This is a genomic window from Ancylobacter sp. SL191 (assembly GCF_026625645.1).
Lineage (GTDB): Bacteria > Pseudomonadota > Alphaproteobacteria > Rhizobiales > Xanthobacteraceae > Ancylobacter.
Genome location: NZ_CP113056.1, coordinates 4,381,377 through 4,395,646 on the forward strand (window position 1 = coordinate 4,381,377; position 14,270 = coordinate 4,395,646).

Sequence of the window (14,270 nt, forward strand, 5' to 3'; positions counted from 1 at the left end):
GTCAGCTCCCGAGGCCGAGTTCGCGGGCGAGCGTGTCGATGCGGCCGAGCGCGCCGTCGTCGCGCGCGAAATGGGTGCGGGCGTCGGTGGCGGCGGCCTTGGCCTTGTCGGCCTCGCCCAGCACCGTCCAGGCCCGCATCAGGCGCAGCCAGCCGTCGAGATCATCGCCGTTCTGCGCCAGCCGCGCGGAGAGGCGGTCGACCATGCCGCGCACCATCTGCTGGCGCTGCTCGGGCGTGAGTTCGGCAGCGGCGGCAACCTGCGCCTGGTCCGGCCCCGGCGCGGTGCTCGCCGGCATGGGCGCGCCGACGCGGGCGAGCGCTTGCTGGATAAGGCCCATCCACGGCGCGTCCGCCGGGCTCTCGGTGGCCAGCTTCGACCAGATCGCAGCGGCCTGCTGCGGCCGGCCATCCTGCTCGGCGGCGAGACCGGTGAAATAGAGCGCCTTGGGATCGGCGGGATCAGCCGCCAGCGCCGCCTCAAACGCTGCCCTCGCCTCGGCGGTGACGACGCCGCCGGCCTGCGCGGTCAGCGCCTCGCCGAGCCCGGTCTGGCGCTGCGGGCTGGAGCCGAGCAGGCGGATCGCGTTGGCCCAGGCGCGCGCCGCGTCATCCAGCCGGCCGATGCGGGCATAGATCGGCGCGATGATCTCATAGCCGCGCCCGTCCTGCGGGTTGGCCTCCAGATGCGCCTCGACCTTGCGGATGAGGATGGCGATGTCGGATTGCTCGGGCTTGGCCTCCAGCCGCGCCGCCAGAGGCTGCGGGCCGTAGCCGGGCGAGCCCAGCGCGATGTAGAGCGAGCCAGCCAGAAGCGGTATGCCGACAAGGGCGATGACGGCGGTCACGCGCCGCCGCCGGTCCGAACTGCCGGCCGCCGGATCGCTCGCCACCTCGGCGCTGGCGCGCAGGATGCGGCGGGCGACCTCGGTGCGCGCCGCCTCGCCCTCCGCCGCGCCGATGAGCCCCGCGGCGCGGTCACGCTCGATCTCGGCGAGCTGGTCGCGGTAGACGGCAAGGTCCGCCTGCGCGGCGCTCGCCGCGTCATCGGCCGCGCGCCCGGTGCGCAACGGCCAGAGCACCGCCAGTATGGCGGCGGCGGTCATCAGGAGAAGGGCGATCCACAGCGACATTAGGCTTCCTCTAATGCGCTGAGGTAACTGACGCGCGGCGTTCCGCCAATAAGTATCACCCTCAGTCGGATCGCCGCAGGCTCACAGAGGCGCGAGTCCGCGGCGTTCCGTCACGCGAGCGTGATGGCGGCGGGGCTCAGCCCGCGACCGGCGCCGAATGCCGGCATCAGCCGGCGACGGGCGTCCATGTGCCGTCCGGGTTGCGGCAGGCGGTGCCGCGCGCGGTCTGCGGCTGGCCGTTGATGTAGATGGTGTGGGTGTATTCGCGGCAGCGCGGCGAGCCGCCCCGCGCATAGGCCGGGCCGGGGACGATGGTGCCATAGGCGCCGTCATCGCCGCGCCAGCTCACCGGCGCGCCGGGCTGGCCATATTCCAGCGCCTGGATCTCGGCCTGCTGGGCGCGCTGACGGTCCTGATCATCCAGCGCGCTGCCGATGGCGCCGCCGATGAGACCGCCGGCCAGAGCGCCGATGGCGGCGCCCGCCACGTTGCGTCCGGCAATGGCGCCAATCACGCCGCCGGTCACCGCGCCCAATGTGGCGCCGCCGACCATGTTCGGGTTCTCCTGCGTGGCCGTGCAGCCCGCAAGGGTGGCGCCGATGAGGCCAAGGGCGACGAGTTGAGTAGCGCGCATGAGCAGTCCTTCCAGAAACCTGACGCAAAGCAGCCGACCGGCCGGCAGATGGCGTCAGGAATAGGGCGAAACCACGGCCCGGTCACCCGTACTTGCGAACCGTTTCAAGCGGAGGGCAGCCGCACCCGGCAGCGCAATCCGCCGAGCGTCGCGCGCTCCAGCGTCAGCCCGCCGCCATAGAGCGCGGCAAGCTCGGTGACGATGGAAAGCCCCAGCCCCGAGCCCGGCTTGGTCTCGTCGAGCCGGCGCCCGCGCTGGAGCGCCTGCGCCTGCTGCGCCTCGGTAAGCCCCGGCCCGTCATCCTCGATGACGATCTCGAAGAAGTCGCGCTGCCCGCCGCTGCCGGGCAAAGCGGCGACCGACACCTCCACGCGGCGCTCGGCCCATTTGCAGCCATTGTCGATGAGGTTGCCGAGGATCTCCTCCAGATCCTGCCGTTCGCCGCGAAAGCGCAGCGCCGGCAGGGGGGCGGTCTCCACCTCGATTCCGCGCCCGCGATAAACCTTGGCGAGCGTGCCGGCGAGCTTCTCGACGATGGGCCCGACCTCCTCCACCGAGGTCACGACCGAAGCACGCGCGGCCATGCGGGCGCGCTCCAGATGATGCGCCACCTGTCCCTTCATGATCTCCGCCTGCTCGCCCACCTTGGCGGCGAGGCCGTCGCCCGGCGCGAGCGCGGCAGCGCGGCTGGCTTCGTTCTGCAGCACGCTGATCGGCGTCTTCAGCGCATGAGCGAGATTGCCGACATGGGTGCGGGCGCGCTCGACAATCTCCCGATTGGTCTCGATCAGCGCGTTCACCTCCGCCGCCAGCGGGGCGATCTCAATGGGATAATCGCCCTCGATCCGGTCCGCCTTGCCGGCGCGCACGGCGGACAGCGCGGCGAGCATCCGCTTGAGCGGGCGCAGGCCGAACAGCACCTGAAAGGCCAGCGTCAGCAGGAAGGCGCCGCCCAGCACGGCGAGGGTGACGGCGAGCGAGCGGTTGAAGCCCTCCACCTCATCCTCGATCTCGCCGGCATCCGCCGCCACCGCCACGGCATAGCGCCCGTCATCGCCGAGATCGACGATGCGCTCGACGACGCGCAAATTCTGGTGGGAGGGGCCGGGCGCATAGGCCTCGCGCAGGCCGGACAGCTCGGCCTTGCCCTCGCTCTCCACCAAAAGCGGCAGCTTGCCCTCGGGCAGCGAGCGCGAGGTCTTCACCTGCTGCGCGGCGCCGTCGAGCCGGGTGATCTGCCAGTACCAGCCGGAGATGGGGAAGTTGAACAGCGGATCGCCCAGCGTCGTCGGCTCGGGCATGTCGCCCGCCGGCGCGTTGGCGACATCGGCAACGATGGTCTTGAGGTAGACGTCGAGCCGCTGGTCGAAGGCGCGCTCCACCGCCGCGCGGTAGAGCGAGGAGAGCGTGATGCCGGTCAGCACCAGCACCGCCACCATCACCACCGTCGCGGAGAGGAAGAGGCGAAGCGCGATGGAGCGGGCGCGGATCAACGCGGGGCTTCCGGCGGCACCAGCAGGTAGCCGAGCCCGCGCACGGTCTGGATGACGTCGACATCCAGCTTCTTGCGCAGGCGGCCGACAAAAACCTCGATCGTGTTGGAATCGCGGTCGAAATCCTGATCGTAGAGATGCTCGACCAGCTCGGTGCGCGAGACCACGCGGCCCGCATGGTGCAGCAGATAGGCCAGCAGGCGATGCTCATGCGAGGTGAGCTTCACCGGGTTGCCGTTGACGGTGACGCGGCCCGAGCGCGTGTCGAGCATCACCGGCCCGCAGGTCAATTCGCTCGCCGCATGGCCGGCGGAACGGCGCAACAGCGCGCGGATGCGCGCCAGCACCTCCTCCATGTGGAAGGGCTTGGCGACATAGTCATCGGCGCCGGCATCGAAGCCCTGCACCTTGTCGCTCCAGCGGTCGCGCGCGGTAAGGATCAGCACCGGCATCTTCTTGCCGGCCCGCCGCCAGGATTCGAGCACGGAGAGCCCGTCCATCTTTGGCAAGCCGATATCGAGCACCACCGCGTCATAGGGCTCGGTCTCGCCGAGATAATGGCCTTCCTCACCGTCAAAAGCCCGGTCGACGGCATAGCCGGCATCGACCAGCGCCTCATGCATCTGGCGGTTGAGATCGGGATCGTCCTCGACTACGAGCAGGCGCACGGCTTTTCCTCGGCACACCGCGCAGGGTTCGCGCGGCGGCCGGAGAATGCCACCACAAAAGGGCGATGTCAGGTCGGCACGGTGGCGCGCCGCGCGCCCTCCAGCCCTGAGCCGTCATGGCCGGGCTTGGCCCGGCCATCCACGACTTGGATAGGCGAGAAAGACGTGGATCCCCGGATCAAGCCCGGGGAAGACGTGTGACAGGGGGGAGCCTCGTTCTGCTCACGCTGCAGGCGTTCGGGAAACCGCCATCCGATCAACCAGCGCCACCCATCCCGCGCCAGCCGCACAGCGCGCGGCCGACGGCGTTGTGCGCCTTCACCTGCCGGATCGTCGGATCGGTGTCGGCGTCGGCCCAGCTGATCGGCCGGAAGGCGCCGCACGCGCCTCTACTCGCGGCGGAAGGCGTCAGGCTCGCGCAGCCGGCGAGGATCGGCAAGGCGCTCATCAGCATCAGCCCGCGCGCGGTTCGCCCGCGCGATCGTCTCGACAACATCGCGTTCTCCTTCAGCCAGACACGCCGCCCGCCCCTCATGGCGTCCCTTGAGATAAAGCCCGCCGCCCGCAAGCACGGCGAGCAGCACGAGACCCGCCAGCCGCCCGGCGGGCGAGGCGAGCAGCGTGAGAATCAGGCTCATGCGCCCTCCCCGGCGCGCAGCCGGGCGAGCGCCGCCTTCAGCGTCAGCGCGACACCCGCCACCATCAGCGCGGCGAACAGCCATTTCAGCGGCCCGCCATAGGCGGCGAGCGGGGCGAGACGGTCCGCCTGCTCGGCCACCACGGCGCCGAGGCCGCCGACACCGGCGATCAGGCTTCCCGCTCCTTCCGGCGTGCGCGACAGGCGGGTATCCATCGGCCGCGCGCGCCCACTCGCCGGCCCCTCGGGTGCGGCGGCAGAGACGCCCTCGACCATCGCCATCGCCGCCGCCCGGACCTCGGCGACACGGCGGGTCCAGCCGGCGCCAAAGGTGCGGAAGGTCTTGAGGCTGCGCAGCATGGCGAGGCGCCGCTCGCACACGGCGTCGATCAGGCCGGCAAGGTCGCGCCCCTCCAGCGCCGCCAGCGTCGCCTCGCCGATCTGCCCGTCGGCCGCGACGCCCAGCGCGCGCTGGAGCCATTTCGCCGCCTGTGCCGGGCCGGAATTCACCCCGGCGTCGAACAGGCAATAATCCAGCCCGGCGGGCAGGTCGTCGGCCCGCAGCGCGTCCCAGTACTGCGCGCGGTAGATGGCGGCTATCTCGGCCTGCGCGATGCGCCGGACCGGACGGAGCGCGAGGCCGTTGCGGCGGCGCCAGCCATCATAGACCCGCTGGGTCACGCCTTTCATCGTCGCCCCGCCGGGATCGGCGGGATGGTCGGCATAGCCGCCTTCATGCACGAGGACGCGCGCCAGCGCCCCGTCGAAGCTCGACGCGGTCATGGTGTCTCTCCGCTGTGAAAGGGTCAGGGCAGAAGCTGCGCCAGCGCCGCATCGAGCGTGGCGATATCGAGCGCGCTCTGCGCGATCACCGCCGCGCTGATCCCGCCGGCGAACGGCTCGGCGCCAATGTGGTTCGCGCCGATGGACACCAGCGCCGACTGCGCGGTGGCGGCGCTGGCGCCGGCGGCCTGAAAGGCACCGCTGGCGGTCGCGCCGTTCACCGCGATGTCCACCTGGCCGGCGCCATAGCGCAGCCGGGCGATGAGTCGCGTCCACGCGCCGGTCGCGACAGTGGCGGTGTTCGACACGCGGGCGAAGGTGTCGGTGTCGAGCCGCCGACCGCCCGCCGCCACGCGGTAGCTCTCGCTGGCGAAGAAGCTGAGATTGACGCGGGTGACGCTGGTCGCCACCCCCGTGGGCGCGAAAAGAACCTGCTGGTTGGCGCCGGCCGCGTTCGCCCCGCTGCGCATCCCCACCACCGCGAGGGTCAGGGCGGCTTGCGACGCCGAGAAGGCGAGGCTGTCCGCAACCCCCAGCCAGTCATCCACGCCGTCGAAGGTCGCGACCAGCCGCCCGTTCGGACCGAGCTCGGGCGTGCCGGTGAGGACGAGGCGCGGCTGCGCGCCGGGCGTCGCCTGCCCGGCATGGCGGGCATTGCCGGTCTGGTCGTAGAGCGTGACCAGAAAGGCACTGGAACTCCCTGCCCAGGCGGTGAGGGCGGCAAGATCCAGCCAGCCATCGCCGCGCGGGTAGAAATCCGCCTGCGCGTTGTCCGAGCCGCGCCGCGCCCGCAGCAGCGGCCCGCGATAGGTCGAGAGCAGCCGCCGCAGCCCATGCGCGGCATAGGCCGCGAGGCCGTCGAGCGGCGCCCGGCGCGCGCCGGCGCGCCGCCGGCAGGCCGCAAGATCGAGAGACGGGCCGAGGCGCACCGCCATCTCAGTTCACCGCATGGATGTCGAGGCCGGCGGTGGTGCCGGTGGCGAGCACCCGGCGCACGAGGAATTCCAGCACGCTCGGCTGGCCCGGCGTCACCTGCAGGGTGAGCGGGGCATCATCCGCCTGATCGACCGGCAGGATGCGCAGCTGTGCGCTCGACAGGCTCGCCGGGGCGAAGACGCGGATACGGGCATAGCGTGGCAGGTCCACCGTGTCGCTCGGCGTCACGACAGCGCCCGCGCGGCCGAGGCCGGTCGGGCCGACGGCGCTGCCGCGCCAGGGATCCTTAGCGGAATCATAGGGCATGGGTGTCTCCCGAAGGGTCAGAGGACGAAGGCGAGGGTGAAAAGGGCGAGCCGCACGCGCCCGCCGGTGAAGGCGCCGCCCAGCGCGGTGAGGCGCAGCGGCGTGTCGGCATAGAAGGCCTGCGGGCCGATCACCCCGATATTGCTGCTGCCGGCGGCGATGCCGAGCGAGCCGCCGAACTTCGATGTCTCCCCGGATATTCCGACCTCATAGGCGCTGGCGCCGGTGATGGCGGTGACGGTGCGGCTCGCAACCGCCAGGCAGATGGTCCGGGCCGGGATGACAAGGGTGGTGGTGACCGAGGCCCCGCTCAGCACCGCCTCCACCTCGGCCGCGCGCAGGCTCACCGCGCCGCCGGACGGCGTGCCGGCGATCAGGTCCGCCCAGCCGGCGCCGGTATGGAGCAGCGTCAGGCGCTCGGCGGCGACATAGGCGCGCCAGCCGGCCTGGGGGGTGAGGAAACTCCAGCCATCGCTGCCATAAACCGCGATGGCGCCGTCCCGCCCCGCCCAGTCGCCGCCCGCCCCCGCCGCGACGAGATGACGGTCTCCCGCCACGGGCGCGGCGGGCGGGCTCACGCGGGTGCGGTCGAGCACGGCGAGCTGGGTCAGCGCGTCGAGTTTCTCCAGCGCCTCGTTGTGGGTGACATGCTTCTGCGCCTGCGCCGCCGCGAGCAGCGGCAGGGCGAGCAGCGGCGTGGTCTCGCTCATGATGGTTCCCGGTCAGATTGTGAGGGTCACGGTCAGCGGCTGCCCGGCGCCGATGGCGGCGGAGAGCTGGACGATGCGGACGGACAGCGTCACCTGCGGCGCGCCGAAATCGGCGATCTCGTCGGCCGCCGGGTAGAGAACCGACGGGGTGGACGCGGTCAGCGTGCGCCGAACCGTGGAACCGGCCAGCACCTCCACCCGGTAGGCTTCCGCCTCCTCGGCCAGCGGCACCTCGGCGAGATCCCAGGAATCGCCGTCGCGCCGCGTGCGCCGGGTCCAACTCATAGCGATACCGGCCCCTGTCCGCCGCGCCCGCGCATGAACCGGGGCGAGCGGGCGCAGCGCGGTGCTCCCCACGGTCCCGGGGATCTCCGCCACCCCGGCATCGCCATGGTCGCGGTCGGCCCGGCCGACGCGGTAGGTGACCGCGCGGCCGACAAGATCGAGGCCGCTGGCGGCCGGGAACAGGTTGCGGTCGAGCCGCACCAGCCGCGTGCCGGCGGGCCAGATCGTTCCCGAGCGCGCCTCCGTGCCGAGCTGGCCGCGCAGGAGGCCCGAGAGGCGCCAGCGCCGCGTCCCGATCAACGCGGCCTCGGTGAATTGCAGCACCTCCACCGCGCCTTCGCCGATCAGCGCCAGCGCGTTTGCCCCGCCCAGCACCGCGTCCTCGCTGGCGCCGGCGAGGAGCCCGCCATCAAGCTCCACCTCCAGCGAGCCCGCTCGGTTGAAACGCAAGAGCGCGCCCGGTGGCAGAGCGGTCAGCGTGGTGCCCGTGACAGAGGGCGCGGCAATCGTGCCGATCCGCTCGAAGCTCGCCCCGTCCACCGCCCGCCACACGGCGAGCGCGCCGGGCCACGGGTCCGCCACCGCCGCCAGCCAGGCCAGCACCGGCGGCTCGCTCGCGGTGAGCAGCGGCAGGTCGAGCAGCATCAGTTCGGGCGGGCCGTAGCTCGGCGGCAGGACGGGCATCGCGGCCTCGCCCGTGCGCACGGCGAGCGCGAAGACCGACGGGTCGATGCTGCGCAGGGAGAGAATGCGCGCCTCGCGGTCTTCCGTCGCGGTGATCTCGAACAGCCGCACCCGGCCGTCGCGGTCGAGCTCGACCACATCGCCCGGCTCCAGGGCGAGCCGCGACAACGGCACCGCAAGGCGCCCGCTCTCGCGCGTCGCCCAGGCATCCTGCAAGGCGCGTTCGGCCAGCGCGGCGGCGAGGGCGGGATCGGCCACCATCGCCACTTCCTCGCCGGTCTGCGCCCGCGCTGCGCCAGCGAGACGGCGCGAGGCGGCGGTGGCGCGGCGGTAGTCGCTGGTGCCATCGGTGAAGCCGAGCGTCAGGCTCAGCGGCAATTCGGCCTCGTCGGCGCGGGTGAAGCTCGGGGCGGGTACGTCCTCGCCCGCCAGCAGATCCTCGTCGGTGAGGCGCGCCACCACCGCCCCGCCGCGCGGGTGCAAAGTGAGGCCAGCGGCGCGCTCGACGAGATCGAAGCCGAAGGCGCGGGCGAGCGGCTCCAGCGCGGCGCGCACGGTCATCGGCCGGTCGACGACATAGCCGTCGATCACGCCGGTGAGCGCCCCCGCCTCCAGCGTCACCCCGGCGTCCGTGGCGAGCCGTTCGCACAGCTCCGCCAGCGGCGCGCCGCCGAGCCGGCCGTTCAGCCAATGGCCGCTCGCCCAATTCGCGCCATCGGCCCACACATCGGTGGCGAGCGGGAACACCGGGAAGGGCCGCGCGTCCCACGTCCAGGCATAGATCGCCGCCGTGTCGATCATCCGCCCGCCGGGCAGCGCGGGCGCGAGCGGGTTGGCGGGCAGGCCGGCAAAGGCGTCCAGCGTCGCCTCAAGGTGGCGGCGCTGCATCAGGTCGTCGCGCTGGCCGTTGGAGAAGGGCGGCAACCCATTCTCCGCCGATTTCGGATCGGGAAAGACGCTCGGCCGGTTCGCCCCCTTGTCCACCGCCGCGCAGCCGATCTCGGTGAGGCGGATCGGCTTCACGCCCGGCACATAGGCGGTCGGGCTCGCCTGCCGCACGCCGTCGATACGCTCGTGATGGGCGCTACCCCACCATTGGGCAATCGCCTTCTGGCGGAACAGCCAGGGCTCACCAAAGGCGCCGTCGGTGATCGGCAGGCGCGCCTGCGCGAGGCGCCCGGCCTCATCGGCATAGTACCAGTCGAAGCCCTCGCCGCCGGTGACATTGCCGGCGAGATAGGCGCGGTCATAGGGGCTGGTGGTCAGCGCCGCGTCGGCATGGGTGTCGCCCTCGCGCCAGTCGGCAAGCGGCGCGTACCAGTCAATGCCGAGAAAATCGATCGCCGGCGCGGCCCAGAGCGGATCGAGTGGAAAGCGCAGCTCCGCCCCGCTCTCCCGCACATGCGCGCCATATTCCGTCCAGTCGGCGGCATAGCCGATCCGCGTGCCCGCGCGCAGCAGCGCCCGCGCCTCGCCCGCCAGCCCGGCGAAAGCCTGCACCGCCGGATAGACGCCGGAAGCAGAGCGCGCGCGGGTGAGCGCGGCCATTTCCGAGCCAATGAGGAAGGCTTCCACCCCGCCCGCCGCCTCGGCCAGCGCCGCGCAATGCAGCACCATGCGGCGCAGCGTCCACTCGTCCGGCCCGGAATAGACGACCTCTGCGCCGCTCACCGCGTAATGAGCGGCGCTCGCCGTGCCGAACAGCGCGGCCACCTGCGTGCCCGCGGCCGCCGTGCCGTCCGGCGAGCCCGGCCGGTCCGGCGCGGGATGGCAGGTGATGCGCCCGCGCCAGGGATAGGCCGCCTGCTCCGCCCCGCCCCACGGGTCTGGCAGGGCGTTGCCGGCGGCGATGTCCATCATCACGAAGGGATAGAGCGTGACCTTGAGACCGCGCGCCTTCAGCGCCGCAATAGTACGGATCACGCTCGCATCCGACGGCGTGCCGCCATAGGCGGGCTTGCCCGCGTGCTGCGTCACCAGCCGGGCGGAGGCGCGGGTGCGCCCCGCCACCCGCCAGGCCAGCGGGGCGCGCATGCCGGCGACCTCGGTGACCTTGTCCCGCCGCTCCACCGCCGGCTCGCTCCGGCAGTTCCCGGCGCGCAGATCGGTGCCGAACCAGCTCACCACCAGCGCGACGCGTTCGAGGTTCGGGCAGACCGCCATCAGGTCGTCGAGCGCCGCGTCGATGTCGCTGTCGGCGGTCGTCACATGGCGGTTTTCCGGCTGGTAGACGCCCGGCCGGTCGACGCGGCGCACCTCCAGGGGGTCATAGCCGAACTCGCTGGCGCCGGGGATCAGCGTCACCGCCTTCAGCCGGCTCTCTAATGCGCCGACGGCGCGGACGATCTCGACCGTCACCTGCGGCAGGCGGTTGCCGTAAGGCGCCAGCGGCAGGCGCTCGAAGACGAGATAGGCGAGGCCTCGATAGGCCGGCACCGCGCCCTCGCGCGCCTCGATCAGCGGATCGGGCAGCTGCCCCTCGCCGCCCAGATGCCGGCGGATGGCAAGGCCGGGCTCGTCGAGCACTTCGCCATCGACCCAGATGCGGCCGATCCGGCTCACCGGCCCCTCGCAGAGCCCGACGGCGAAGCTGCCGAAATAGCTGTAGGTCGTCGTGGTGGTGGAGCCCCCGCCGAGCGCGCTGCCAATGCCGCCCTTGCCGCCGGAGGACTGCGTCTGGGTGGAGATCACCTCCTCCACCGGCGCCGCCCAGATCACCTGACCGGCGAGCCGCGCGCGGCCATAGAGGCGGGGCAGCGGCGCGCCCTCGGTCGAGGTCATGGTGCCGAGATCGGTGAGGCGCGGGCCTTCCACCCGCTTGCCGCCCACCAGCATATTGTCGAGCGCCGAGCCACCGAGCGCGCCCAGCGCCCGCCCGGCCAGCGCGCCCACCGGCCCGAGCAGCCCCCCGCCCAACGCCCCGCCCGCCGCACCGAGAATGAGAGTGGCCATGGAAGCTCCGTGTCGGTTGATGGGGCTGGGGCGTCTTCCGCTCTGATGACCGTCATGGCCGGGCGTGACCCGGCCATCCACGTCTTGCGCGGGACGAGCGGAAAGGAAGTCGTGGATCCCCGGGTCAAGCCCGGGGATGACGGCGTGAAGGCGGGAGCCCCGTTCCCCGGACGAGCTGCGCAAGGCGCAGCGATGATCCGGGGCCCAGGGGAGAGTCTTTGGCCGCCACTCGTGAGTCGCCCAGAAGAGACATCGCCAAAGTGTTTTGCGCTGGGTCCCGGCTCGCCTTCCGCTCGCGCTACAGGCGTCCGGGAAACGTCACGCCCCCGGAAAGGCGAAGGCGTAAGCCAGATGCCGGCGCCACCAGGGGGCGAGGAACACTTCGGCCACCGCCGCGCCGTCATGGGCGTGGACCATGCGCGCGGCTTCCCCTCCCGCCACCAGGATCGCCGCGTGCTTGGCCGGCAGGTGCGCGCGCCAGCGGAACAGCAGCACATCGCCCGGCGCGATGGCCTCGAGGGGGACGGCGCGCATATGCCGGCCCGCCGCCCCGGCCAGCGTCTCGGCCTTGAGCGCCTCCGCCCAATCCGGCGTATAGGCCGGCAGGCCCTCCGGCTCGGCGCCGATCACCCCCCGCCACACCCCGCGGATGAGGCCGAGGCAGTCCGCCCCCTCCCCCTTGCAGGAGGCGCGGTGCAGATAGGGCGTGCCGATCCAGTCCCGCGCCTCGGTGACGAGGCGGGCGCGCACATCCTCGCTCGCCATCTCACCCTCCCGGCGTGGCGACGCGCAGCACGGCGTCATTGCCGGGCATGTGCGGGAAGCCGCGAAAATTCAGCGCGTTGGCGAAGCGGTCGCGGCAGGTGGCGAGCCGCTTGTCGCAGCCGGCGGTGACGGTGAAGGCATCGCCCGGCGCGAGCGGCGCGGGCGGGCGCTGCCACAGTTCCAGCCGCACCACGCCGCCCGCCGCCGCATGGGTCTTCACCTCGCTGGCAAAGCCCGCATTGGCGCCGCTGCCCATCACCAGCCGCCCTTGCGTGAACCAGCCGGCCGCATAAGCGCCGAGACCACCGGCGACGAACAGGCTCGTGCCTTCCACCGCCGCCACCGTGCCCTCCGCGCGAAAGGCGCCGGTGAGCGCGACGCCGCAGCGGGCATCGCCGAGATCGGCGTCGCAGGCGCGGGTGAACAGCCGCCCGCGCACCACATTCAGCGCGCTGGCGAGCCCTCGCAGCTCGGCGGTGAAGGCGCCACCCTCGCGGCGCACCTCGCCGATCGTGCCGCGCCGCAGCCGCAGGAAGTTCGTCGGCGCCGCCCAGTCGATCAGCAGAAGCTCGACGCTCGCCCCGTCATAAAGCCCGGCGAGGAGGTCGGCCTCGTCGATGAGATCGGAGGACAGCGCCGCCGCCATCTCGCCCCCGCCCACCGCGAAGCCGAGCGCGGACGCCTCCTCCGAGCCGGTGACGCCGCCGGCGGCGCGGAACGTCGTGCCGTCCGCGAACAGGTCGTCATCATGCTCCGTGAAGCCGATCACCGCGCCGTCGCGCCGTGTGATCCGCCAGCCGCGCGCCAGCGTCGTCGCACTGCCCGCCAGCGCGGCGGCGAGCCCGGCCGGAATGTCCCTCATGACATGCTCCTCATGGCCGGATCTCCACCACCGGAATGCGCGGAATAGCCCCCGCCTCGAAGGCGGAGAGGTTCACTTCGAGGAAATCCGTGTCGAAGCGCACCGGCACGTCGAACAGGAAGCCGGCGCTGACGCTCGCCCCGGCAGGGGGCACATGGCCGGCGAGGAAGCCGACGAGGCCCGTGGACGTATCGACCGCGAAATGCGTGCCGGCGGTCTTCTCCACCCCGTTCACCGCCACCCGCACCGAGCCGGCGACCGGCTTCACGATGGGCCGGGCATAGGGCGCGTGCGCCCCGCCATAGGTCTTGATCAGCGGGAAGCTCGTCCGCACCCCGTCGCCGGTGCCGAGCGCCTGGTCGAACGGCGTCACGCTGGCGCCCGGCGCGGCGGAGGCGTGGTCCAGCCGGTCGCGCCAGCGGAAGCCATAGAGCCGGCCGCGCCGCTCCTCGAAGAAGGCGACGACGGCCTGCAACTGCGCCAGCGAGGTCACGCCATAGCCCGCGTCCCAGCGCCGGCGGGAATGCTTCAGCCGCGTGTTGCGCTCCTCGCGGCCGGTGAGCGTGGTGACAATCTCCGTCGCCCGCTCCGGCCCGCCCGCCGCGCCGAGCGCGATGTCGAGCGGGAACAGCGTCTCGTGAAAGGCAGGCATCTAGAGGCTCCTTTCCCCGCGCGCCACGGCGCGGGCGACGAGGCCGGAGAGATAGGCGTCGGAGCGGCGGAAGGAGGAGGCGTCAGGCGTCGCGACATTCACCGTCACGCTCACCGCCCGCCCGCCGGCCCCGGAGGCTACGCCCAGCGTGCCGTCCGGCCCGCGGCGCAGCGGCAGGATGGCTTCGGCGCCGGCTTCGCCCATCAGCCCGGTGCGGCCATTGGCGAGCGGGAAATAGGTCGGCGCCGCCACCACCCCGCCGCTGGCGAAGGGCACGACGCGCCCGCTCTGGAACGCCCCGCCCTGCGCGAAGCCGAGCGCGCCGCCCAGATTCTGGAACAGCCCGGAAACGCCCTGCTCGAGCGGGCGGAAGGCGGCGTTGATGGCGAGGCTGGAGAGGCGCGTGACCAGCGAGCGGAACACATCGTCCGTCTCGCGCCCCTTCACCGCCGCGCCGGTGAGCGCATCGCCCACCACCCGCCCGAACCCCCGCGCCAGCCGCTCGGCCTCCGACAGCTCGCGGCGAAAGGCACTGGTATCGGCGGCAATGGCGACGGTGACGGTCTCGGCCTCAAAGCTGTCCTCGGCCATGGGGGTCTCCGGGGTTAGGTGAGGATGGGGTGCCGGACGGCAGGAACCACCCGTACCCCGGACAAGCCGCGCGCCGCGCGGCGCAGAGCCGGGGCCCAGGGGAGAGTCTTCAGCTGAATTCGTGGCCCGCCTGCGCCGCCAGTGGGCCGTCATGGCCGGGCTTGACCCGGCCATCCACGT

14 protein-coding genes are annotated in these 14,270 nt (G+C 72.5%); all 14 read right to left on the reverse strand.

Annotated features, from left to right (window positions below; all coding sequences use genetic code 11):
• Position 1 precedes the first annotated feature (1 nt).
• Positions 2-1,132 (reverse strand): c-type cytochrome biogenesis protein CcmI, encoded by a 1,131-nt coding sequence (ccmI, locus tag OU996_RS20015; protein WP_267583340.1) that lies wholly within the window; start codon positions 1,130-1,132, stop codon positions 2-4.
• 166 nt (positions 1,133-1,298) lie between these two features.
• Complete coding sequence (locus OU996_RS20020; protein ID WP_267583341.1) at positions 1,299-1,766, reverse strand: glycine zipper domain-containing protein; 468 nt, start codon at positions 1,764-1,766, stop codon at positions 1,299-1,301.
• 104 nt (positions 1,767-1,870) lie between these two features.
• A complete protein-coding gene (locus OU996_RS20025) occupies positions 1,871-3,256 on the reverse strand; it encodes a sensor histidine kinase (protein WP_267585773.1) in 1,386 nt (461 codons plus the stop codon).
• Positions 3,256-3,927, reverse strand: coding sequence for a response regulator transcription factor (locus tag OU996_RS20030; RefSeq protein ID WP_267583342.1), 672 nt, complete (start codon positions 3,925-3,927; stop codon positions 3,256-3,258). The genes OU996_RS20025 and OU996_RS20030 overlap by 1 nt, the downstream gene beginning before the upstream one ends.
• A gap of 389 nt (positions 3,928-4,316) precedes the next feature.
• Positions 4,317-4,565 carry a hypothetical protein gene (locus tag OU996_RS20035; RefSeq protein ID WP_267583343.1) on the reverse strand — a complete coding sequence of 83 codons (249 nt, stop codon included), beginning with the start codon at positions 4,563-4,565 and terminating at the stop codon, positions 4,317-4,319.
• The gene (locus OU996_RS20040; protein WP_267583344.1) at positions 4,562-5,347 is read right to left on the reverse strand and encodes a glycoside hydrolase family 108 protein; all 786 of its coding nucleotides are present in this window, start codon (positions 5,345-5,347) and stop codon (positions 4,562-4,564) included. Before OU996_RS20040 ends, OU996_RS20035 begins: the two co-directional genes overlap by 4 nt.
• Before the next feature lie 23 nt (positions 5,348-5,370).
• A complete protein-coding gene (locus tag OU996_RS20045) occupies positions 5,371-6,282 on the reverse strand; it encodes an arabinofuranosidase catalytic domain-containing protein (RefSeq protein WP_267583345.1) in 912 nt (303 codons plus the stop codon).
• Position 6,283: 1 nt separating this feature from the next.
• A complete protein-coding gene (locus tag OU996_RS20050; protein WP_267583346.1) occupies positions 6,284-6,589 on the reverse strand; it encodes a spike base protein, RCAP_Rcc01079 family in 306 nt (101 codons plus the stop codon).
• Between the two features lie 17 nt (positions 6,590-6,606).
• Positions 6,607-7,299, reverse strand: a complete 693-nt coding sequence (locus OU996_RS20055; protein WP_267583347.1) for a DUF2793 domain-containing protein — start codon at positions 7,297-7,299, stop codon at positions 6,607-6,609.
• A gap of 12 nt (positions 7,300-7,311) precedes the next feature.
• Positions 7,312-11,220 carry a baseplate multidomain protein megatron gene (locus OU996_RS20060; protein ID WP_267583348.1) on the reverse strand — a complete coding sequence of 1,303 codons (3,909 nt, stop codon included), beginning with the start codon at positions 11,218-11,220 and terminating at the stop codon, positions 7,312-7,314.
• Positions 11,221-11,538: 318 nt separating this feature from the next.
• On the reverse strand, positions 11,539-11,985 hold the full coding sequence (locus OU996_RS20065) for an NlpC/P60 family protein (RefSeq protein WP_267583349.1): 447 nt from the start codon (positions 11,983-11,985) through the stop codon (positions 11,539-11,541).
• 1 nt (position 11,986) lies between these two features.
• Positions 11,987-12,847: a DUF2163 domain-containing protein gene (locus OU996_RS20070; RefSeq protein WP_267583350.1), complete on the reverse strand. Its 861-nt coding sequence runs from the start codon at positions 12,845-12,847 to the stop codon at positions 11,987-11,989.
• Between the two features lie 10 nt (positions 12,848-12,857).
• Positions 12,858-13,499, reverse strand: a complete 642-nt coding sequence (locus OU996_RS20075; protein ID WP_267583351.1) for a DUF2460 domain-containing protein — start codon at positions 13,497-13,499, stop codon at positions 12,858-12,860.
• Positions 13,500-14,090 carry a phage tail tape measure protein gene (locus tag OU996_RS20080; RefSeq protein WP_267583352.1) on the reverse strand — a complete coding sequence of 197 codons (591 nt, stop codon included), beginning with the start codon at positions 14,088-14,090 and terminating at the stop codon, positions 13,500-13,502.
• Positions 14,091-14,270 lie beyond the last annotated feature (180 nt).